Origin of the sequence: Corynebacterium sp. HMSC063A05, assembly GCF_001809695.1 — a bacterium.
Lineage (GTDB): Bacteria > Actinomycetota > Actinomycetes > Mycobacteriales > Mycobacteriaceae > Corynebacterium > Corynebacterium amycolatum.
In genome coordinates this window covers 452,960-474,416 of record NZ_KV798496.1, presented here as the reverse complement: position 1 = coordinate 474,416, position 21,457 = coordinate 452,960, and the positions used below count along the sequence as shown (strand labels likewise).

Here is a 21,457-nt window from a genome sequence, read left to right as displayed (position 1 = left end):
GGCATGCGGACACACTTTTCTTTACTTAACCCCCGTTTACCTCAGTGATTGGTAATCCGTATGGCTGTAGCAACTTTGTCTAAACGGTGGAATACTGGGGGTATGGCACACAACGACTCCGTTATCCAGAAACTGTCCACCGAAGAATCCCTCGAGCTGCTGGCTACGCAGACTTTTGGGCGCCTGGTTGTTCGTCGTAAAGATGATATGGATCTTTTCCCGCTGAACTACGTCGTTCATGAGGGGAGCATTTACTTCCGCACTGCCGAGGGGTCGAAGCTTTTTACTGTTTCTCTGAACCACGATGTTCTTTTTGAGGCCGACTTTGTTGACAAGGATGCCCAGAAGGCATGGTCGGTCATTGTAAAGGGTGACGCAGAGGTTCTCACCTCCCGAGCGGATATTAACGCTGCAGATGAGCTGCCGCTGAAGCCCTGGCTGCCGACGTTGAAGTACAACTACGTGCGCATTACTCCGAACGATGTTTCCGGTCGCCATTTCCACCTCGGTGAGGAGCCGAATCGCTACGAAGTGTAGCGGCGGCATACGGTGCTTTTGCTTTACGACGGTGGAGGCTCCGTCGTAAAACAAAGCTAGCAGCGTGCAAAGGCAACATTTAGTGACTGAGCACCGCCGTTAGCTGTTTTTTAAAAAATTGTTGGGTTAAATTACCTAAAAGCGCCCTAAGTGAGATTCAACGCGTTACAGTCGCAAATGTGACGTGCACCATAGAATCGACCGATGGGGTGCCAGCGCAGCCCGATGTGCGCAGGCAGTCCCCACGTATGCAGAAGATTGTAGATGAAGCGCGCGCGATGCTGCGCGAATCGGGTTGGAGCGCAATCAGTATGCGCCGTCTAGCGGCGCGACTCGATGTGAAGGCGCCATCGCTGTATAAGCACATCAGCGGCAAAGAAGAGCTCCTCCAGCTGCTGCTGACCGAGAGTCTCGAGAATCTGGGCAAGCGTATTCATGCTGCCATTGATGAGGAATGCACTTCGGCGTCTCTGCTGCAGGCGTACCGCCAGGCAGTTCTCGACGATCCGCATGGCTACCGGCTGATGAGTCGCACTAATTTCGTGAATGTCGTCTCGCCTTCGTCATTGGATGCCTGGATTCGCGATGCATTCATTAAGGTTGCCGGCGATGAGCCTAAGGGATTGGCCATGTGGGCGTTCGCGCACGGTTTGGTGACCGCCGAGCTCGTCCAGGATGGTTCACCTGCGCTGGAACCAAGTGCCGAAGCCGGTGCGGCAGACAGCTTGGCCGCAGTTGGAGCTATTTGGGACGCTGGCGCGGAGGCCTTCTCTTAAGGGGTTTCTCTTAAGAGGTTTGCTGCTCAGTACGGGACGTTAATCCAGCACCCCTCAGGTGGGCGATAGTAGCGGGGGGAAGTTTTTGGGCGGGATGACAGTGCTAGATCGGTGGCCCGGGACAGTAGCTTAGCGCCACCAGGAATCGGCCGGTCCAGGAGGGACGGCTCGCTTGTGCCGGGAAATGGAGTAGAGGTGCTCGATTCGCGCGGCATCCTCATCTGAGACGGCCTTGCCTTCGAGGTAGTCGTCGATGGCGGTATAGGTCACCCCGAGTGCAACTTCGTCGGGAAGCGCAGGGCGATCTTCTTCCAGGTCGGCCGTCGGCACCTTCTCCCACGTACTGGATGGTGCGCCGAGGTGACGGAGTAAGGCCGCGCCCTGGCGCTTGCTCAGCCCCTGCAGCGGGACGAGGTCGCAGGCGCCGTCGCCGTGCTTGGTGTAGAAGCCGGTGACAGCCTCCGCGGCGTGATCTGTTCCGATGACCAAAGCGCCGTCAACACCCGCCACTGCGTACTGGGCAATCATGCGCATGCGGGCCTTAATATTTCCCTTGTTGAAGTCGCTGATAGCGCTGCCGGCCAGGGCATCGGTGACCTGGGCGGTCATCGCGGCGGTGGCCGGTTCGATATCGATAGTTAGCCTTTGGTCAGGTTGAATGAATTGCAGTGCCACCTGTGCGTCGTCCTCATCGGCCTGCACGCCGTGGGGGAGGCGAATGGCAATGAAGGTGGCGTCCTCGCCGCCGTTGCGAAGCTTTTCGACGGCCAACTGCGCTAGACGTCCGGCCAGCGTGGAATCTTGACCGCCGGAAATTCCGAGCACGAATCCCTTGGCGTGCGCGGCGCGGAAATAATCGCAGAGAAAATCGACTCGGCGGCTGATTTCCTCGGCGGCATTGATGGTGGGCTGGACGTGGAGGTCGTTAATAATCTCCGACTGGAGGGGATGTGGGAAATCCTGTGTGCCTACTGGTGTCATGAGCCTCACTCTACCGCTAGTTCAGGACGGGAAAAGGGATGATTTTCCTGCCAGAAGAGTGCCAAAGCTCTCATCTTTATCGAGTAAGTGCTGTTCGGATAGGGGGTCTTTGGCCGGAGGGTGGCAAGATTTCCAGCGTGAGTACAACCGAACAGAATAAGACTGGACCGAACCGGGAAACCACCACAACTCGGTCGATAGCCGTGGCTATCATCGCCGCTCTGGGCGGCCTCCTCTTTGGTTACGACACCGGTGTCATCTCAGGCGCGCTGCTGTATATCCAGCGCTCTTTTGAGCTGACTCCAGGACAGGAATCCACTGTCACCGCCATGCTCTTGGTCGGTGCGGCTATCGGTGCGTTCCTAGGTGGTCGTGTAGCGGACTCTCTGGGCCGCCGTGGCACCATCCTGCTCGGAGCGGTCGGCTTCATCATCGGCAGTATCTGGTGTGCTTTCGCTACTAGTGCGTTTTCGCTGGGTGCTGCGCGTACTTTGCTCGGCGTCTGTATCGGTGGTGTTTCCATCGTCGTACCGATGTACATCTCCGAAATGGCACCACCGCATGTGCGTGGACGCCTGGTCAGCCTGAACTCGCTGATGATCGTGATTGGTCAGCTGGTGGCGTTCCTCACCAACTCCGCCCTAGCCTCCTCCGGTAACTGGCGACTCATGCTTGGATTAGGCGCTGTCCCCGGCATCGTGCTGCTCATCGGCATGCTGGTTCTGCCGGACACTCCGGCCTACCTCGTCCGTCGAGGACAGGAGGGCAAGGCGCTGGCCGTGCTGCGTCAGATGCAGGGAGATGAGGCGACCCTGGCTGAGGTTGCCGTTGGTGAGGCGTCGTCAAGCGCCGATCAGCGTGCAGCCGAGCGCCTGGCCGTGAAAACCCCGTGGGTGCGACGCACCGTCATCATCGCGATGCTGATTGGCGTGACGCAACAGGTCACGGGCGCGAACGCGATTATGTATTTCGCGCCGACGATGATGAACAAGGTTGGCTTGTCGACGGAAAGCTCTGTCTATACCTCCATCATCATCGGTATCGCTTCGGTGATTTCGTGTGCAATTGGTATGAGCATCATTGACCGCGTTGGTCGTCGGCGAATGCTGATTATCGGTCTGGTGGGCTGTGCAAGCTCGCTGCTCGTGCTGGCGCCCGTCTATGGTTTGTCGAGTAACTCTTCGACGGGTGCCATGATGTCGCTTCTGCTGATGACCGTATTTATCGTGTTCCAGCAGGCGGCTGTGTCGGTGGCGACCTGGCTCCTGATTTCCGAGATCATCCCGACAGAGGCCCGTGGCCTGGGTATGGGGCTGGCAGGGCTCGCGCTATGGGTTGCGAACTGGTTTGTGGCACAGGCTTTTCTTCCGATGGTGGATGCTGTCGGTGGTGCGTGGTCGTTCTTCTTCTTTGCCATTACGGGCGCAATTGCGCTGGTATTCACCATCAAGGCGGTGCCGGAGACCTCAGGTAAGACGCTTGCCGAGGTCCGCGAGTACATGATTGCCGCTGCCAAGTAGAGAAGTGGAAGCAGTTGCAACGTGGGGAGTCACGATCTTGGGGTTGACTGTGAAAGAACATGTTTCCCCCGGATTTTTGGAGTTATTCCGCTTATTAGGTAGTATGGCAACTCGTGTCGTAACGCATACTCTTTGATATTTCTTCGGATTATCAGGAAAGGTGCGTTGCCAGGCAGTCACTGGGGTGATTGTCCGGGGAGAGTGCAGTATGCACATCCCCGTTTCGGAGCCGAGTAGAAAGGAGCGCCCGAATGAAGGTCCGCAAGTCCCTTCGGTCGCTGAAGAACAAGCCGGGCGCTCAGGTCGTGCGCCGTCGTGGCAAGGTCTACGTGATCAACAAGAAGGAGCCGCGCTTCAAGGCCCGCCAGGGCTAAGCCTTATTTAGGCTAGCGCGAAGCAAATAGCTTCCTCATTTATTGCCAAAACCGCAATCTGAAGTCGCAGTTTTACTGTGGCTGAAGGTTGCGGTTTTTGGTTTTTGGAGGGACAGGTTCAGGCGGTGACAGCGTTTATGGCTGGGGGCGGTGGAGCGATGGGGCGATGGAAGTTACTGACTGCGTTTATGTCAAAATTGGCCCGAAAAATGGCCTGAAAGTGTCATAAACTCGGACAGTTTCACATGTGCAGCCTGTAATTTTTGAAATCGCTGCGGAATCCGAAGTTGGGTAGGGGAGGGATAGGGCAGAGCAGGGACACTGCGGCACCTGGTATTGGTGTGATTGGCCTCGAGCCGTCTTGCAGTAATTGGTTTAACCAAAATGGACCGATAGTTGTTTTTCTACGATTTTCTAGAATTTTTAGCGTGAAATTACAAGGTTGTGGTGCGTCTGTGTACAACATCTTGTGCGCCAGAGATCTCCGAACAGGGAATACCATGGTTGTGAGTACTACATCTAGTATGACTAGAGTTTTCTAGGCACCAAGTGTAGTGTTTTCGATGTCGAGCCAAGGAGAGCTAAAAGGACCTGTCTGCCACCCGTACTCGGTTTCTCATGAACCCTGGGAGCTTTCGGTCATTCAACCAATCCGCTGATTCCTCGGCCGCTTCCGTTGTTTGTACGAAGTCGATCCGATTCATTGGTCTTACCCAAAGCCAGAAAGTTTGTGAGAGTCATGGTTACCGTTTACAGCAAGCCTGCATGTGTCCAGTGCCGCGCTACCACTCGTGCCCTCGATAAGGCTGGAATTGCCTACGATATCGTCGACATCACCATGGACGATGAGGCTCGGGACTACGTCATGGCTCTCGGTCACCTCCAGGCGCCGGTCGTTGACACTGGCACTGAGACCTGGTCGGGTTTCCGCCCGGACCGCATCAAGGCTCTCCAGGCAGCTTAAGAATCACACACCTCCCCGCAGATTTCGTTAACCGCACAGGAAACGGAGATTGCGGGGGTTTTGCGATGTAAAGGGTGAAGCTCTCATGCTGGTGGTGTATTTCTCCTCGGCGACGGGGAATACACACAAGTTTGTTGAAAAGCTAGGTATCAAAAATGCCCGCATTCCCATCCGTCGTAATGAGCCGGAGCTTATCGTCGATGAGCCCTATGTCCTCATTTGTCCGACTTATGGTGGTGGCGTTTCCATCAGCGGTGGTAACTCAAGGCCAGTTCCTCCGCAGGTCATCAAATTTCTTAATAATGAGCACAACCGCTCTTTCATCCGAGGTGTGATTGCTGCCGGCAATCTCAACTTCGGTGAGGACTTCTGTAAAGCAGGGGATGTCATCTCCTACAAGTGCAAGGTTCCATATCTATATCGCTTCGAGCTGATGGGAACCGACCACGATGTGCGGCGAGTCCGAGAAGGGCTAGAGGAGTTCTTCCACGGTAGAGCCAGCGCCTAAGTTGGCAAGCCTCAGTGTCGAGGGAAGGGGCACTGAGGACAACCGAATGGATACGCTCGCGGAAGCCGTCGTAAAGCGGTGTGCGAGGAAAATAGCTAGATTGGATTGCTCTGGGCAGTGTTTGAACAGACCCTGTGCAGGCAAATGAATATTAAAGGAGTCAACGTGTCGGAAATGGGCAAGCAGGTCGCGGAGCCGGTGGGTGAGGACAAGCTGGATTACCACGCGCTCAATGCGCTGCTGAATCTGTACGGTGAAGACGGCAAGATTCAGTTCGATAAAGACCGCATGGCTGCGCGCCAGTTCTTCTTGCAGCATGTCAATCAGAACACTGTGTTCTTCCACAACTTGCGGGAGAAGCTCGATTACCTGGTAGAAAATCACTACTACGAGGCCGAAGTTCTGGAGAAGTACGAATTTGAGGACGTCAAGGCACTGTTCAAGCAGGCCTATGCCCACAAGTTCCGTTTTCAGACTTTCCTGGGTGCTTACAAATACTACACCTCGTACACACTGAAGACCTTCGACGGCAAGCGTTACTTGGAGCGCTACGAAGACCGTGTCTGCATGGTTGCTCTCACGCTTGCCGACGGCGACTTGGGGCTCGCGCAGCACCTGGTTGATGAGATCATCACCGGACGCTTCCAGCCTGCTACTCCTACATTCCTCAACTCCGGTAAGGCCCAGCGCGGCGAACCGGTGAGCTGCTTCCTGCTGCGTATCGAGGACAATATGGAGTCCATTGGCCGCGCCATCAACTCCTCGTTGCAGCTGTCCAAGCGCGGCGGTGGTGTGGCACTGCTGCTGAGCAACCTGCGTGAACAGGGTGCTCCGATTAAGCACATCGAGAATCAGTCTTCTGGTGTCATCCCGGTTATGAAGCTGCTGGAGGACTCCTTCTCCTACGCTAACCAGCTGGGTGCTCGCCAGGGTGCTGGCGCTGTCTACCTGCACGCGCACCACCCGGACATCATGCGCTTCCTGGATACCAAGCGTGAGAATGCGGACGAAAAGATTCGCATCAAGTCGTTGTCGCTCGGCATTGTCATTCCGGACATCACGTTCGAGCTGGCCAAGCGTAACGACGACATGTACCTCTTCAGCCCGTACGATGTCGAGCGCGTCTACGGTAAGCCGTTCGCGGACATTAGTATCACCGAGAACTACGCGGATATGGTCGAGGATCCGCGTATTCGTAAGCAGAAGATCAACGCGCGTCAGTTCTTCCAGACCATCGCTGAGATTCAGTTTGAGTCCGGCTACCCGTACATCATGTTCGAGGATACGGTTAACCGCGCGAACCCGATTGAGGGACGTATTAATATGTCGAACCTCTGCTCGGAGATTCTGCAGGTCAACACCCCGTCGACTTACAATGCAGACCTGTCCTACGAGCACGTTGGTGAGGACATTTCCTGTAACCTTGGCTCGCTGAACATTGCGATGACCATGGATTCGCCAGACTTCGGTCGCACCGTCGAGACTGCCATTCGTGGCCTGACTGCGGTCAGTGAGCAGACTTCTATTAATTCGGTGCCATCGATTCGCAAGGGAAACGACGGATCTCACGCCATCGGCCTGGGGCAGATGAACCTGCACGGCTACCTTGGCCGCGAGAAGATTATGTACGGCTCGGAAGAGGGCCTGGACTTCACCAATGCCTACTTCGCAGCAGTGCTCTACGCTGTCCTGCGCGCTTCTAACAAGATTGCTCGTGAGCGCGGTCAGAGGTTCGTCAACTTTGAGAACTCCGACTACGCCAGCGGCAAGTACTTCGATAACTTCGATCCGGCAGAGTTTCAGCCGAAGACTCAGCACGTAAAGGAGATCTTCGCGAACTCCACCGCACACATTCCGGACGCTGAGGACTGGGCGCAGCTGAAGGCCGACGTCATGGAGTACGGCCTGTTCAACCGCAACCTGCAGGCAGTGCCGCCGACCGGTTCGATTTCGTACATCAACAACTCGACCTCGTCGATTCACCCGATTGCATCTCAGATTGAGATTCGCAAGGAGGGCAAGATTGGTCGCGTTTACTACCCGGCTCCGCACTTGGACAATGACAATCGCGAGTACTTCCAGGATGCCTACGAAATCGGCTACGAGAAGATTATTGACACTTACGCGGTCGCTACCAAGTATGTTGACCAGGGACTGTCCCTGACCTTGTTCTTCAAGGACACGGTGAGCACCCGTGACCTCAACCGTGCGCAGATTTACGCATGGCGCAAGGGTATTAAGACTCTGTACTACATCCGCCTGCGTCAGGTTGCGCTGGAGGGTACTGAGGTTGAGGGCTGCGTATCCTGCATGCTTTAAGCAAGCGTGTTTGAGGGCTAGGCATCTAATGCTTTAGCTGTAGCGCATTGAAGGCGCGAGAATTTCCCCGAGTTTTGTCGGGACGTTCTCGCGCCTTTTTCGTCACTCCACCCAATTGGGAACAAATGTAAATATTACTATTGACGGTTGTAATGCAGGTAATTAACCTGGGCAGTGGTACACCAATGTTCGCATAATTTTCACCCACGGCTAGTGGGAGAAGGGGCTGGAAGCCATGTCCGATACCACTGGTAAGAGCACTCCACACATCAACCCAAAGGGTGCGCCGATTGCAGAAACTATTTTGTTGCCAGGTGACCCGCTGCGTGCGAAGTTCATTGCGGAGACCTATTTGGACGATGTCGTTCAGTTCAACGAAGTTCGCAACATGCTGGGTTTTACCGGCACCTACCAGGGGCAGGAAGTGTCTGTCATGGGGTCCGGTATGGGTATTCCGTCTATCTCGCTGTACTCCTGGGAACTTATCCATGTTTTCGGCTGCAAGAAGCTGATTCGCGTCGGTTCGTGCGGCGCGTTGCAGCCGGAGCTGGACCTGTATGACGTGGTTATTGGCCAGACGGCGTCGACTGACTCCAATTTTCTATCGCAGTACAACTTGCCGGGAACATTCGCCCCGTCCGCATCTTTCCGTCTGATTGAAGATGTTCGCGATCGCGCCCGCGAGCAGGGCATCACAACACACGTCGGCAACATCTTGTCCAGCGATATTTTCTACAACTTCCAGGATGATGTGAACGACCGTTGGGCACGCATGGGTGTGCTGGCGGTGGAGATGGAATCTGCTGGCCTTTATGCCACTGCCGCCGAGGCCGGTGTGGAGGCCATGGGAATCTTCACTGTGTCGGACAACATCGTCACCGGTGGAAAGACCACTCCGGAAGAACGTGAGAAGGCCTTCACGACGATGATGGAGCTCGCATTGCCGCTGGCTCGACTCTAGTGTCCTGGTCTGCAATCAATTGGCTTGAAGTGTGAAATAGGTACAGTGCGATGAGCAATCCCGCCAGTAATACCAGCTTGAACGTGAATCTCTCTCAAAGCGCAGCGTCCAACGCTGCGGCGCCAAACCCTAAGGCCGCAGTTCCGGTCTTGCTGTTTTCCTTTGTATTCTGTTTGGTCTTGGACAATGGCTTTAAGTTCATGACCAAGCCGATTGCGGAATCTCTGGATCTCAGTGTCTCCACGGCCAGTCTGCAGGCGACACTCGCCGGTATTTTGATTGGCATTGGAGCGGTGGTGTACGCCGCATTGGCGGACAGCATCAGTATCCGCAAATTGATGATTGTCGGTATTGGCTTTGTCGCCGTGGGCTCTCTACTGGGTTATTTCTTCCAGGGAGTATGGCCAATGGTGCTTACTGCCCGCATTATTCAAACTGCCGGTCTGGCGGCGGCTGAGACACTCTACGTCATCTATGTCACCAAGTACCTAAGCCCAGAAGATCAGAAAACCTACCTCGGCTTTTCCACCGCGGCCTTCCAAGCTGCGCTGCTGATTGGAACGTTGACCTCGGGAATCGTGGCTACCTACATTTCCTGGCCGGCTATGTTCCTGATTTCGCTCATTCTGATAGTTGCCATTCCGTTCCTGATCAAGACAGTTCCGGAGGAGCAACAGAAGAAGAGTCACCTGGATATCTCTGGCCTGTTCCTCGTCGCGGTCATCGCCACTGCGCTGATGCTGTTTATGCAGCAGTTTCAATGGTGGTGGCTGGCAGCTGCTGCGCTGGGTGTCGCGCTCTTTGTCTCGCACATCCGGACATACGACAACGCCGTGGTCAATCCGTCGTTCTTTACCAATGCCCGCTACGTTTGCGCGCTGATTGTTGTGCTTGTGGTTTACATGGTCCAGTTGGGGTATTCGGCCATTCTATTGCCGTATATGGTCGACGAGCTCTATGGCATTAACCTCGACGGTGCTGCCTATATTCTCGCGCCGGGCTATCTCTGCGCGGTCATCGTCGGTGTAATGTCCGGCAAGGTTGCCAAGTTCCTGTCTTCGAGGCAGGCTATTGTCGCAGCTATCAGCATCATTATCGTGGCGTTGCTCATTCCCGCAGTGCTGCCGGGGGCCGGTGTTGCCACGGTTATCGTGTCCATGATTCTGTTCCCATCAGGGTTCGCGCTCATGTATGCGCCGTTGGTCGCGACCGCACTGCAGAACATTCCCGCGGCCAAGTCTGGTGTCGCAATCGGTTTCTATAATCTGACTATCAACATCGCCGTCCCGGTTGGCATTGCGTTAACGGCCATGCTTGTTGATTCTCGGCCGGCCTTCTTCAGCGCCCTTTCCATCGCGCAGTCTGAAGCAGAAGGGGTCTCCGCTACTATCGCTTGGTTGCTCGCGCTCATGGCTGTCGTAGGTTTGCTGGTGTACGTCATCTCCGACCGCCTCATCAACGACACCGCAGAAAACCGCGAGAAGGTTCACGCCTAGATTCGCGCAACATTTTGCACCTGGTGCTTGACGACGGACATTGCGTCGTCAAGCGCCTTTTTCTTTGTGTGACGTGGGTGCATGAGGAGAGGGGGCACAAATAAAAGGTGTTCATTGGAGAGATAGCCAACAGTGGTGTGCTGAAAGAGGGCAGTGTGGGTAAGCTGCTAAGGGTAGTGGCTCCTTTCATCGGGAGCCTGACGTTTTGTAGTGGGACAAGGCTGGAATAGCCACCGCTGCAGCCGCTGTTTTCGAACTCGTAAAGAGTGAAGGACATTCCTTATATATAAGGTGTGTTCGGGAAACGGCAAGATCAATGAAAAAGGGAGAGGTTTCCACGTGAGTTTCGATGATTGCCCACCCTCGACTCCGGCCCACCGTGAGAAGAATCCAGAGTCGCGTGCATGCCCAGTTGCGGCTATTGACTGGAACACGATTCCTGATGACAAGGATCTCGAGGTTTGGGATCGTCTGACCGGTAACTTCTGGTTGCCGGAAAAGGTGCCGCTGTCGAATGACATCAAGAGCTGGAATACACTCAATGCACTGGAGCAGCGCACCACGATGCGCGTGTTCACTGGTCTGACCATGCTGGACACCATCCAGGGCACAGTTGGCGCAGTATCGCTCATCCCGGATGCGCTGACTCCGCACGAGGAAGCTGTATACACCAATATCGCCTTCATGGAATCGGTGCACGCAAAGAGCTACTCGTCGATTTTCCAGACGCTGGCGTCGACCCCTGAGATTCAGGATGCGTTCCGTTGGGGCGAGGAGAATGAGTACCTGCAGAAGAAGGCCAAGATTATCCTCGATTACTACGAGGGCGATAACCCGCAGAAGAAGAAGGTCGCTTCCACTTTGCTGGAGTCCTTCCTGTTCTACTCGGGTTTCTACCTGCCGATGTACTGGTCCAGCCATGCCAAGCTGACCAACACCGCGGACATTATTCGCCTGATCATTCGTGATGAGGCAGTTCACGGTTACTACATCGGTTACAAGTACCAGCGCAACCTGGAGCGTCTGACCCAGGCCGAACGTGACGAGCTGAAGGATTACACCTTCGATCTCATGTTTGATCTCTACGACAACGAGATTCAGTACACCGAAGAGATGTATGACGAACTCGGTTGGACCGAGGATGTCAAGCGTTTCCTGCGTTACAACGGCAACAAGGCTCTGAACAACTTGGGCTATGAAGGTATGTTCCCGGCCGACGAGACTCGAGTTTCGCCGTCAATCCTGTCGGCCCTGTCGCCGAATGCTGACGAAAACCATGACTTCTTCTCAGGTTCCGGCTCTTCCTACGTCATGGGTAAGGCTGAAGTAACCGAGGATGAGGACTGGGACTTCTAAAAGCACAGGTGTAGGGAACATTCCGCACCGAGCCCTACTCTGGTGACAGCACACACGGGGGTAGTAGCCCTAGCCTCGACGGTTCCTGCTAAAAAGGCGTTAGCCCAGGTTAAGACAATTCTCAGGAAACTAATAGTGTGCTTAGCTGAGTGGGGAAGTGGGCCGGAGAATTCCTTGGCCTTAACTTTTTCCAAGGTTCAGACTAGAATCTGGCACATAGTGGTAGGTGGTTTCGCCGTCGCGTACTCACCTGCACTATTCTCACAAGGACAAAACTTCAAATCCCTGTAGTGAGTTACAGGAAATCTTCGCGTAGTAAGGAGGAAGAATGACTGCAGTAGCGCCTCGTCCAGATCATGGCGTTGTAGCGCCGGAACGGCCGCAGCCGTTCGGACATGAGCGTAAGGGCAGCTGGGCGTGGGAAATGCTGACCACGACCGACCACAAGAAGCTGGGCATTATGTACATCATTATGTCCTTCTCGTTCTTCTTTGTCGGCGGTCTGATGGCTCTGCTTATCCGTGCTGAGCTCTTCGCCCCAGGACTTCAGTTCCTTTCTAACGAGCAGTTCAACCAGATGTTCACCATGCACGGCACGGTGATGCTGCTTCTGTTCGGTACCCCGATTGTTTGGGGTTTTGCTAACTACATTCTGCCGCTTCAGATTGGTGCTCCGGACGTGGCTTTCCCGCGTCTGAACGCCTTCGGCTTCTGGCTGACAACTATTGGTGGCATTCTGATGTTGTCGGGTTTTCTGACTCCGGGTGGTGCTGCTGACTTCGGTTGGACTATGTACTCTCCGCTGTCTGACCCGATTCACTCCCCGGGTGTCGGTTCTGACCTGTGGATTGTCGGTGTCGGTGTCGGTGGTGTCGGTACTATCGCTTCCGCTATTAACATGACCACCACTGTCCTGTGCCTCCGCGCACCGGGCATGACCATGTTCCGTATGCCAATCTTCACCTGGAACATCCTGGTTACCTCGATTCTGGCTCTGCTGATCTTCCCGATTCTGACTGCAGCTGCTCTTGGTGTTCTGTACGACCGTAAGCTGGGCGGTCACATTTACGACCCGGCAAACGGTGGCGCCATGCTGTGGCAGCACCTGTTCTGGTTCTTCGGTCACCCAGAGGTCTACGTTCTGCTGTTGCCGTTCGTGGGCATCATTACTGAGGTTGTTCCGGTCTTCTCCCGTAAGCCGCTGTTCGGCTACGCAGGTATGGTCTTCGCGACCCTGTCTATTGCAGGTCTGTCCATGGCTGTGTGGGCGCACCACATGTTCGTGACCGGTGGCGTTCTGCTTCCGTTCTTCTCGTTCATGACCTTCCTGATTTCGGTCCCGACCGGTGTTAAGTTCATCAACTGGATGGGTACGATGTGGCGTGGCCACATGACCTTCGAGGCCCCGATGACCTTCGCTCTCGGCTTCATCGTGACCTTCCTGTTCGGTGGTCTGACCGGTATTATGCTGGCATCCCCGCCGCTGGACTTCCACGTCTCTGACACCTACTTCGTCGTGGCACACTTCCACTACACTCTGTTCGGTACCCTGGTCTTCGCTTCCTACTCGGGCGTTTACTTCTGGTTCCCGAAGATGACCGGACGTATGCTCGACGAGAAGCTGGCAAAGGTTCACTTCTGGCTGACCTTCATCGGCTTTAACCTGACCTTCCTGGTCCAGCACTGGCTGGGTAACGAGGGTATGCCGCGTCGTTACGCCGACTACCTCGAGACTGACGGTTTCACCACCCTGAACATGATTTCCACCGTTGGTGCGTTCATCCTGGGTCTGTCTGTTATCCCGTTTGTCTGGAACGTCTTCAAGTCCTGGCGCTACGGTGAGGTCGTCACTGTTGATGACCCGTGGGGTTACGGTAACTCTCTCGAGTGGGCTACCTCTTGCCCGCCGCCGCGCCACAACTTCACCTCGATGCCGCGCATCCGCTCGGAGCGCCCGGCGTTCGAGCTGCACTACCCGCACATGGTTGAGCGTCAGCGCGCAGAGGCCCACGTTGGTCGCCAGCTCTAAGAGCTAGTGGCTACATGGCTGATGCAACTCTGAGTTAATAACTACGCGAAGCTACGGCCCCATCACGGATTTCCGTGATGGGGCCGTAGTCTTGTCTTTGAGAGTCTTTCCTAGGGAAGGCGCAGTAAGGGGGGCAGGGAGCGCAGGGAGCGCAGCAAGGGAGCTGGAGGGGAGAGCAGCGGAGAGCAGGGGGGGCGACAGCTAACGGCTGTGACTGGCCACCCTCCGAAGTGCGGTATCCCGCAATGCGATGAGCACTCTGCCGGGGCTTCATGCGATACTGGATTGGTGAATGAACAGGTAATTACCTCTCCCAGTCAGTCCGCAGATACCGATGCCTTGTCGGTTTCGTTAGCACCGGGACTAGCTCCGGTGCTTATTACCGCCGTTGGCCGAGACCGCCCGGGTGTCTCGGCAGCCTTCTTCCGTGTGCTCGCGGCCCACGGAGTTCAGATTCTTGATGTGGAGCAGTCGGTGTTCCGCTCTAATTTGAGTCTCGGTGCGCTTGTTGGCGTTACAGAAGAGAAGGTCGGCGTTCTGCGTGAGGGGCTCATTGAAACACTGAAGCCTCACGGCATGACTGTCAGTTTTCAGCTTGATGCCCCGATTGAGCGCAGCGATGGATCTACCCATGCACTTGTCGTATTGGGCAATCCGGTCAATGCTGAGGATATTTCCCGTATCGGCCGTACTCTCGCAGATTACGGTGCAAACATCGATTCCATTCGCGGTATTGCCGACTACCCAGTTACTGGCCTGGAGCTGCTTGTCTCTATTCCGGACCCGAAGCCGGGTGCGGGCATTCCGCTGCGTAAGGCGCTGGCTGAGCTTGCACAGGACCAGGACATTGACATCGCAATTGAACGCGCAGGTTTGCAGCGCCGATCCAAACGCTTGATTTGCTTCGATGTGGACTCCACTTTGATTACCGGTGAGGTCATTGAGATGCTGGCCTCCCACGCTGGTCGCGAGGCGGAGGTTGCAGCGGTTACAGAGCGCGCTATGCGCGGTGAACTGGACTTCGCTGAGTCATTGCACGAGCGAGTTAAGGCTCTGGCAGGCCTGCCGGTCAGCGTCCTTGAGGAAGTTACCGACTCCATCGAGCTGACCCCTGGCGCCCGCACTACGATCCGCACGCTGAAACGTCTCGGTTACAAGTGTGGTGCCGTCTCCGGTGGGTTTATCCAGATTCTGGAGCCACTGGCAAAGGATCTCGGCCTGGACTTTTACAAGGCCAATACCCTCGAGATTGAGGACGGAAAGCTGACTGGTCGCGTGGTCGGCGGTGTCGTCGATAGGCAGGAAAAGGCCCGCAGTCTTAAGGCGTTCGCCGCGGAGTCTGGGCTTCAGATGCACCAGACCGTCGCTGTCGGCGATGGCGCCAATGACATCGATATGTTGTCAGTCGCGGGCCTCGGTATTGCTTTCAACGCGAAGCCGGCGCTGAAGGAAATCGCTGACACGTCGGTCAACGTTCCATTCATGGACTCGATTCTGTTCATGTTGGGTATTTCCCGCGATGAAATCGACGATGCCGACCGCGAAGATGGCACCTTCCGCCGCGTGCCGTTGGAGCAGTAGTGCGACGCCAGGATCACAAGAATCCCGCTGTCACGGACGCATCATCGGTGCCGGAATGGTTCCGCATTGCCCATAGCCTCCTGCCGCAACCCGATAGGGAAGACCATGGCGAGGATGTGCCGTGGGCAATGGCTATTGTGCTTGAGGTGCCGAAGAAGGAACGCCCCTCGCGCACTGCGCTGCTCCGCGCCGCCGCGATGGCTGTTGTTGCTTGTTGCCTCGACGAGCGCGCAGGCGATGACACTTCGGCCTATCAACAAGGTCTGGTGTCTTGGTACGGCGCGCGCATCCGCAAGCTCACACGTCGCGCTCGCAATATCGGCTGGCAACGCGCTCAGCTTGCACCGGGTGTCACCGTAGATGTCGACGGCGCGCAAGCTCGCGCACTAGTGCCAACTCCTGTCGACGATACCTACCCAGAGATTGCCAAACTACAAATTTCCGGCACCGATTTGCCTTACGACGACCCGGAGACCACATCTCCCGACGACTCGGGCAACCGTGGGAGTGCTGACACCTTTGCTCCGCCAGTGATTTGGGTGGACAAGAACCTGAATATGTCCGTAGGAAAGGTGGCCGCGCAAGTTGGACACGGCTCAATGCTCTATGCGGCCAGCCTGTCGGTTGAGGAAGCGTGGGCGTGGGCGCAAACTGGCTACGCGTTAGATGTGAAAGAAACACCGCGGGAGCTGTGGCCAGCGCCAGAGCTACGTGCTGTAGAAGTTCAGGATGCTGGGTTTACAGAGATTGCCCCTGGATCAATCACCGTGTCGGTCACGCCAGGGGCACAGGGGCAGTAGCGGACAGCTAAGCGCGTGCTGCCTCCATGGCCTTAAGATCCTTGCGCAGGATCTTGCCGGTTGCCGATTTTGGAATCTCATCCATGAATTCGACTACTCGCACCTTCTTGTACGGTGCGACGCGGTCGGCAACAAAGTCCATTACCTCATCAGCAGTGAGTGACTTTCCTTCTTTGAGCACCACATATGCCTTCGGAATTTCCTCACCATCGGAGCGAATGACACCACTGCAGGCAGCATCAGCGATATCCGGGTGCTCGAGAAGCACGGACTCAAGTTCTGCCGGTGGTACCTGGTAACCCTTGTACTTAATCAGTTCCTTGAAGCGGTCGACAATGTACGCATTCCCTTCCTTGTCGAGTTCCGCAACGTCGCCTGTTCGCAACCAGCCGTCGACAAGCGTTGCAGCCGTAGCTTCGGGATTGTTGAGATAACCCTTCATTACCTGAGGACCGCGAATCCACAGTTCTCCGGACTTGGAACGTCCTGATTCAGGAACTGGGATTTCATCGAGGTCCTCAGTATCGAGGTCAACGATTTTGTACTCGGTGTTCGGGACTGCTCGACCGATGGAATCCAGTGGGCTGTCGTGTCCGATACGAATGTGCGCGGCAGGGGAGGACTCGGTCATACCGTAGCCCTGGGCGACAGTGCAGCCGAGGCGCTTTTCCACCTGCTCCGCCAAATCCAGCTGAAGCGAAGCTGCGCCGGAGAAAATAGTCTCCAGACTGGACAGATCGAAGGAATCGACAGCCGGGTGCTTGGCCAACCCAACTGCGACCGGCGGTGCGATGAACGCAAACTTGACCTTGTGCTCCGAAATAATGGAAAGGAAATCCAGCAAGTCGAACTTGCCCATCGTGTACTGGGTAGTGCGTCGCCAGAGGCAAAGATTGAGCAGAGCAGTCAAACCGTAGATGTGGAAGAACGGCAGAATCGTAACCGCCGGGGTTGTCTCATCCAATGCCTCGACAGTTGCTGCTCCTGCCTGAGCCACGTTGGCAACAAGATTGCGATGCGTGAGTTGGACGCCCTTTGGCACACCAGTGGTGCCAGAAGAAAACGGAATGACAGCAACGTCATCGGGAGAAACGTCTACATCTGGTCCCGCATGGCCTTCAGCAAGCAGCTCACCCATGCCGTGAAGCCCCGTCAGACCGATAATCATCTCTTCCGGGAGGCCAGCGGCCTCAGCGCCGTTAGCACCGGCCCAACCAATCGACGAAGTCGTCAGCATCATCTTGGCGTCAGAGATACGCAGCTGCGTTTCAACGTCCTCGGCAGTTGCCAGCGAGGCAACAGTCGTGCAGATTGCACCTGCGCGAAGAACACCGTGCAGAGCGACTGCGAAGGTGGTGGAGTTAGGGCAGTGCAGGGCAACAACATCGCCCTTTTTAATTCCACGTGCAGCAAGAGCGCCCGCGAAGGCCTCAATGCTGGCCTTCAAATCCCCGAAAGTTACCTCTGAGCCGGAGTCAACTACTGCGAGTTTATCCTTGTGCCGAGGCTCGATTTCGCCAAACAGAAAATCGAATAGAGAGGTCTCCGGAATATCGATGTTGGGAAGACTGCTAGTCAGCGGCATAGGGGAAAACAACCTTTCTGCACGTGCGTCAGGCTTCAGATGAATTCCTTGAACAAGGATCACCGTGTTAGCTTCGTTGTGTTTCACATCACAGTAGTAGGTGTGCTGACAGTTCGTGCAGATTTTGGGAAAAATGTCATTTCTTATGTGAAATGACTACCTAGCTAGCTGTCCCGCGTCAGCCTAGTCAGTGCACCAGCAGCGACATTGAGGTCAGTCGTCCGCCAGAAGTCAGGCATCGATGCGGCAATCCAGGATCCATAGCGCGCCGTCGCCAACCGTGAATCCAGTACCGCGACGACACCGCGGTCATCGACTTGACGTAGCAGACGACCAGAACCTTGCGCCATCAGTAGCGCTGCATGTGTCGCTGAAACCTCCATAAAACCGTTTCGGCCAGCGGCATTAGCCGCATCGGAGCGCGCGGACAGTAGCGGGTCGTCGGGTCGGGGGAACGGGATACGATCGATGATGACACACGATAGCGATGGGCCAGGAACATCGACGCCTTGCCACAGCGTCAGCGTGCCAAACAAACATGTCTGTGGATTAGCTGCGAAGCGATCAACCAGAGCGCCGATAGAGTCATCGCCTTGGCACAGGACGTCGTAAGGCAGGCGCTTGCGCATTTCCTCCGCCGCTGCCTCGGCGCCTCGGCGAGAAGAAAACAGCCCCAGCGTTCGCCCACCAGCGGCACGGATGAGGCGTTCCATGATCGCGAACTGCTTTGGCGTGGCGCCGTCGCGTCCAGGACGAGGCAGGTCGCGTGCGACGTAGAGGATGCCAGATTTCTGCGGGTCAAAGGGCGTGCCGACGTCCAAGCCATCCCACCCGCCGGAGGGAAGCCCCCAGGCAGCGGCCATAGCATCGAACTTGCCGCCAAGAGCAAGTGTTGCTGAGGTCAAAACGACGGTGGATTCGCCGAAGAGGCGTTCGCGAAGTAGTGCTGCGATGGACAGGGGAGCGACATAAACTGTCTTGTTCTCGCCAAGCCATACGACATCGTCGCTGCTGAACTCGAGAATCCGGACGACAGTATCGTGCATATTCTCCACGGCTGCGCGCACGGTCTGGCGCTCCGTGCTGTCAGAGTCGGAACCCGAACCCCCGGAGCCCGACCCGCCAGAGTTGCCTGAGCCAGAGGTGCCCAGCGTGGTTTGCAGTTGCCACAGGCTATCGCGGAGCGAAGCTAGTGCCGCTCCCAGCTCACCGGGAATTTCTTCGAGTGCGCCGCTGTAGGCGTCGGCAAGCAATGCGACGGTCTCGCCGAGTAGATCCGTGGCATCGGTGACATCATCGACCTGCTCTGCGGCGCCGAATTTGCGGGCGCGCCGGGCCATCATGGTGATACCGGCAGGGGAGAGCTCGTCGGTGGCAACGGAGGTGATTCGGCCGTCGAGCTCGTGAGCCTCATCAATGACGACGCAGTCGTGCTGCGGCAAGATCATGGCGTCGGAGAGCGCATCGATGGCCAACAGGGCGTGGTTGGTGACAACGATGTCGACGTTGGAGGCCTCGCGGCGGGCTTGTTCGGCGAAACACTCCTCGCCGAAAGGGCAGGAAATGGCGCCGACGCATTCGCGGGCCGTGACGGAGACCTGCCGCCAGGCTTCGTTGGAGACGCCCTTGTCCAGGCTGTCGCGGTCGCCGGTGTCGGTGTCATTGGCCCACTCGCGTAGCCGCATGACCTCGGCAGCGGTTCGGCTGAGCTGCGCTTCGCTGAGTAGAGCAGTTGGGCCGCCCATACCGGTCGGCTCGGATTCATCACCGTCGATGACGGGATCTTTGATGACATTTCCGACCTTGGACTTGCACAGGTAGTTTGAGCGGCCTTTGAGGATTGCGAAGGTTGGCGTGCGGGACAAGTGTGGCTCTAGCGAACTGACTAGCCGCGGCAAGTCGCGTTCGACCAGCTGGCGTTGCAGCGCAATGGTCGCCGTGGAAACGATTACCGACTCGTCGGACTCCATTGCTTGCACAATGGCGGGCACCAGGTAGGCCAGTGACTTACCAGTACCGGTACCGGCTTGTACCGCTAGGTGTCGCTCGCGCGCAAAGGCGGAGGCCACCGACCGGGACATTTTGACCTGATTCGGGCGAGTTGTTCCGCCGAGTCCCTTCACTGCTGCATCGAGAAGAGCTTCGATGCTGTCCGAGTCATGGACGCTGGCTCTCGGCGAAGCTAGCTCGTCAGCATCGTCAACATCGTCAAAGTCCTCAAAGCCGTCCGATAGCTCTGCAAAATCTGCGTGCTCGGGAGTATCCGACACAGTTCCCCCGCCGCCTAAACGCCGTGAAAACGGACGGACAGTACCGGCTCGTCACGGGAAAGTGCGAGCCCCTCCCACGGGAGGCTGACCAGCGCCTTAACCAAGTGATCGCGGGACTCTTCCAAGGTCGGTAGGCCATCGACGACCTCGCCATCGCGCATCATCGGAATGGTTAGATCGCGGTAGTGCAGGTTGCCCACATCCGGGATTTCCGAGCCGAGCGGGAAAGCGATTTCCTCCACGGCGGTACCGGAACGGCGGCAGGTACGAATCGCCGCCTTCACGCCACCGTGGCTTCGCTTGTCCAACGAGCGCTTGGCGACGGGCACCCCATCAACTTCGACCATCTTGTAGACCAGTCCCGCAGTCGGTGCGCCGGAGCCAGTGACTACAGAGGTGCCCACGCCGTAGACATCGACCGGCTCGGCCCTCAGCGCCGCAATGGCGAACTCGTCGAGGTCAGAGGACACTACGATGTTGGTGTTGTGTGCGCCCAGCGAGTCCAGCTGCTGACGCACCTGGCGAGCGAGAACTCCGAGGTCACCGGAGTCAATACGTACACCGCCGAGTTCCGGCCCCGCGACCTCAATGGCCGTATTGACGCCCTCGGTGATGTCGTAGGTATCCACCAACAAAGTGGTGTCGGTCCCCAGCGTGTCAATCTGAGCTTTGAAGGCTGCAGTCTCGTTTGTCGTGCCATCTGGGTTGGTGTGTAACAGAGTCCACGCGTGCGCAGCGGTACCGGAGGCTGGGATGTTGTACCGTGCCGCTGCCTCCAAGTTGGAGGTGGCGCTAAAACCTGCCAGGTAGGCGGCGCGGGCAGCGGTCACAGCTGCTTCTTCATGAGTACGACGCGAACCCATTTCAATAATCGGGCGCCCACCGGCAGCCGTGACCATTCGGGTCGCTGCCGAGGCAATGGCGGAGTCCGCATTGAGAATGGAGAGAATAACAGTCTCCAAAATGACACACTCGGCGAAAGTGCCCCGCACAGTCAAAATGGGCGAGGCGGGGAAGTAGAGCTCTCCTTCGCGGTAGCCGTCGACTTGGCCGCTGAAGGAATAGTTACTCAGGTAATCTAGCGTCCGGTCGTCGAGGAAGTCCAGCGAAGCCAGCTGTTCCTCGGTGAAGCGGAAGTTGCGGATAGCATCCAATACACGCGCTGTCCCAGCGACAACGCCATAGCGGCGCTCATTCGGCAGACGACGGCCAAACACCTCGAAGGCGACCTGGCGCTCGCCGGATCCGTCGGCAAGCGATGCCTGCAGCATCGTCAGTTCGTACTTATCGGTGAGAAGGGCGGTGGAGGAATGCTTATCAATCACGGTCAATAGTCTAGTCGGCTGAAGCTGGCCGGGGCAGTCGGTTCCGGCGAGCGCGCGCCACTCCGTACTATCCTG

General features: G+C 56.6%; 17 protein-coding genes. 13 read left to right on the top strand and 4 right to left on the bottom strand.

Features of this window, described 5'->3' with window-relative positions; translation table 11 throughout:
• Positions 1-102: 102 nt before the first annotated feature.
• Positions 103-537, top strand: coding sequence for a pyridoxamine 5'-phosphate oxidase family protein (locus HMPREF2651_RS03820; protein ID WP_016422245.1), 435 nt, complete (start codon positions 103-105; stop codon positions 535-537).
• 179 nt (positions 538-716) lie between these two features.
• Entirely contained in the window at positions 717-1,313 is a 597-nt protein-coding gene (locus HMPREF2651_RS03815) for a TetR/AcrR family transcriptional regulator (RefSeq protein ID WP_224784081.1), read from the top strand.
• Between the two features lie 129 nt (positions 1,314-1,442).
• On the opposite strand, the gene nadE is transcribed toward HMPREF2651_RS03815, so the two are convergent.
• Positions 1,443-2,294, bottom strand: coding sequence for an ammonia-dependent NAD(+) synthetase (nadE, locus tag HMPREF2651_RS03810; RefSeq protein ID WP_049181988.1), 852 nt, complete (start codon positions 2,292-2,294; stop codon positions 1,443-1,445).
• A gap of 38 nt (positions 2,295-2,332) precedes the next feature.
• On the opposite strand from nadE, the gene HMPREF2651_RS03805 reads away from it, so the two are divergent.
• From HMPREF2651_RS03805 to HMPREF2651_RS03755, 11 genes are all read left to right on the top strand, one after another.
• A complete protein-coding gene (locus tag HMPREF2651_RS03805) occupies positions 2,333-3,814 on the top strand; it encodes a sugar porter family MFS transporter (RefSeq protein WP_141746477.1) in 1,482 nt (493 codons plus the stop codon).
• A 251-nt stretch (positions 3,815-4,065) separates the two neighbouring features.
• Positions 4,066-4,188 (top strand): type B 50S ribosomal protein L36, encoded by a 123-nt coding sequence (gene ykgO / locus HMPREF2651_RS03800; RefSeq protein WP_005511141.1) that lies wholly within the window; start codon positions 4,066-4,068, stop codon positions 4,186-4,188.
• A gap of 739 nt (positions 4,189-4,927) precedes the next feature.
• Positions 4,928-5,152 carry a glutaredoxin-like protein NrdH gene (nrdH, locus tag HMPREF2651_RS03795; RefSeq protein ID WP_005511161.1) on the top strand — a complete coding sequence of 75 codons (225 nt, stop codon included), beginning with the start codon at positions 4,928-4,930 and terminating at the stop codon, positions 5,150-5,152.
• 85 nt (positions 5,153-5,237) lie between these two features.
• Positions 5,238-5,660 carry a class Ib ribonucleoside-diphosphate reductase assembly flavoprotein NrdI gene (gene nrdI, locus HMPREF2651_RS03790; protein WP_049181994.1) on the top strand — a complete coding sequence of 141 codons (423 nt, stop codon included), beginning with the start codon at positions 5,238-5,240 and terminating at the stop codon, positions 5,658-5,660.
• A gap of 174 nt (positions 5,661-5,834) precedes the next feature.
• The gene (gene nrdE / locus HMPREF2651_RS03785) at positions 5,835-7,979 is read left to right on the top strand and encodes a class 1b ribonucleoside-diphosphate reductase subunit alpha (RefSeq protein ID WP_193393899.1); all 2,145 of its coding nucleotides are present in this window, start codon (positions 5,835-5,837) and stop codon (positions 7,977-7,979) included.
• 235 nt (positions 7,980-8,214) lie between these two features.
• Positions 8,215-8,940, top strand: a complete 726-nt coding sequence (gene deoD, locus HMPREF2651_RS03780) for a purine-nucleoside phosphorylase (protein ID WP_038627983.1) — start codon at positions 8,215-8,217, stop codon at positions 8,938-8,940.
• A gap of 50 nt (positions 8,941-8,990) precedes the next feature.
• Positions 8,991-10,436 (top strand): MFS transporter, encoded by a 1,446-nt coding sequence (locus tag HMPREF2651_RS03775; protein WP_049181996.1) that lies wholly within the window; start codon positions 8,991-8,993, stop codon positions 10,434-10,436.
• Positions 10,437-10,775: 339 nt separating this feature from the next.
• On the top strand, positions 10,776-11,792 hold the full coding sequence (gene nrdF / locus HMPREF2651_RS03770; protein WP_016422253.1) for a class 1b ribonucleoside-diphosphate reductase subunit beta: 1,017 nt from the start codon (positions 10,776-10,778) through the stop codon (positions 11,790-11,792).
• 328 nt (positions 11,793-12,120) lie between these two features.
• Positions 12,121-13,821 (top strand): aa3-type cytochrome oxidase subunit I, encoded by a 1,701-nt coding sequence (ctaD, locus tag HMPREF2651_RS03765; protein WP_005511131.1) that lies wholly within the window; start codon positions 12,121-12,123, stop codon positions 13,819-13,821.
• 288 nt (positions 13,822-14,109) lie between these two features.
• Positions 14,110-15,402 carry a phosphoserine phosphatase SerB gene (gene serB, locus HMPREF2651_RS03760; RefSeq protein WP_049181997.1) on the top strand — a complete coding sequence of 431 codons (1,293 nt, stop codon included), beginning with the start codon at positions 14,110-14,112 and terminating at the stop codon, positions 15,400-15,402.
• On the top strand, positions 15,402-16,202 hold the full coding sequence (locus HMPREF2651_RS03755; RefSeq protein ID WP_049181998.1) for an aminoacyl-tRNA hydrolase: 801 nt from the start codon (positions 15,402-15,404) through the stop codon (positions 16,200-16,202). Before serB ends, HMPREF2651_RS03755 begins: the two co-directional genes overlap by 1 nt.
• 7 nt (positions 16,203-16,209) lie before the next feature.
• On the opposite strand, the gene HMPREF2651_RS03750 is transcribed toward HMPREF2651_RS03755, so the two are convergent.
• From HMPREF2651_RS03750 to HMPREF2651_RS03740, 3 genes are all read right to left on the bottom strand, one after another.
• Positions 16,210-17,787 (bottom strand): AMP-binding protein, encoded by a 1,578-nt coding sequence (locus HMPREF2651_RS03750; protein WP_038627995.1) that lies wholly within the window; start codon positions 17,785-17,787, stop codon positions 16,210-16,212.
• 164 nt (positions 17,788-17,951) lie between these two features.
• A complete protein-coding gene (locus HMPREF2651_RS03745) occupies positions 17,952-19,934 on the bottom strand; it encodes an ATP-dependent DNA helicase (protein WP_187402571.1) in 1,983 nt (660 codons plus the stop codon).
• 137 nt (positions 19,935-20,071) lie between these two features.
• Positions 20,072-21,382 carry a nicotinate phosphoribosyltransferase gene (locus HMPREF2651_RS03740; RefSeq protein WP_049182075.1) on the bottom strand — a complete coding sequence of 437 codons (1,311 nt, stop codon included), beginning with the start codon at positions 21,380-21,382 and terminating at the stop codon, positions 20,072-20,074.
• Between the last annotated feature and the right edge of the window lie 75 nt (positions 21,383-21,457).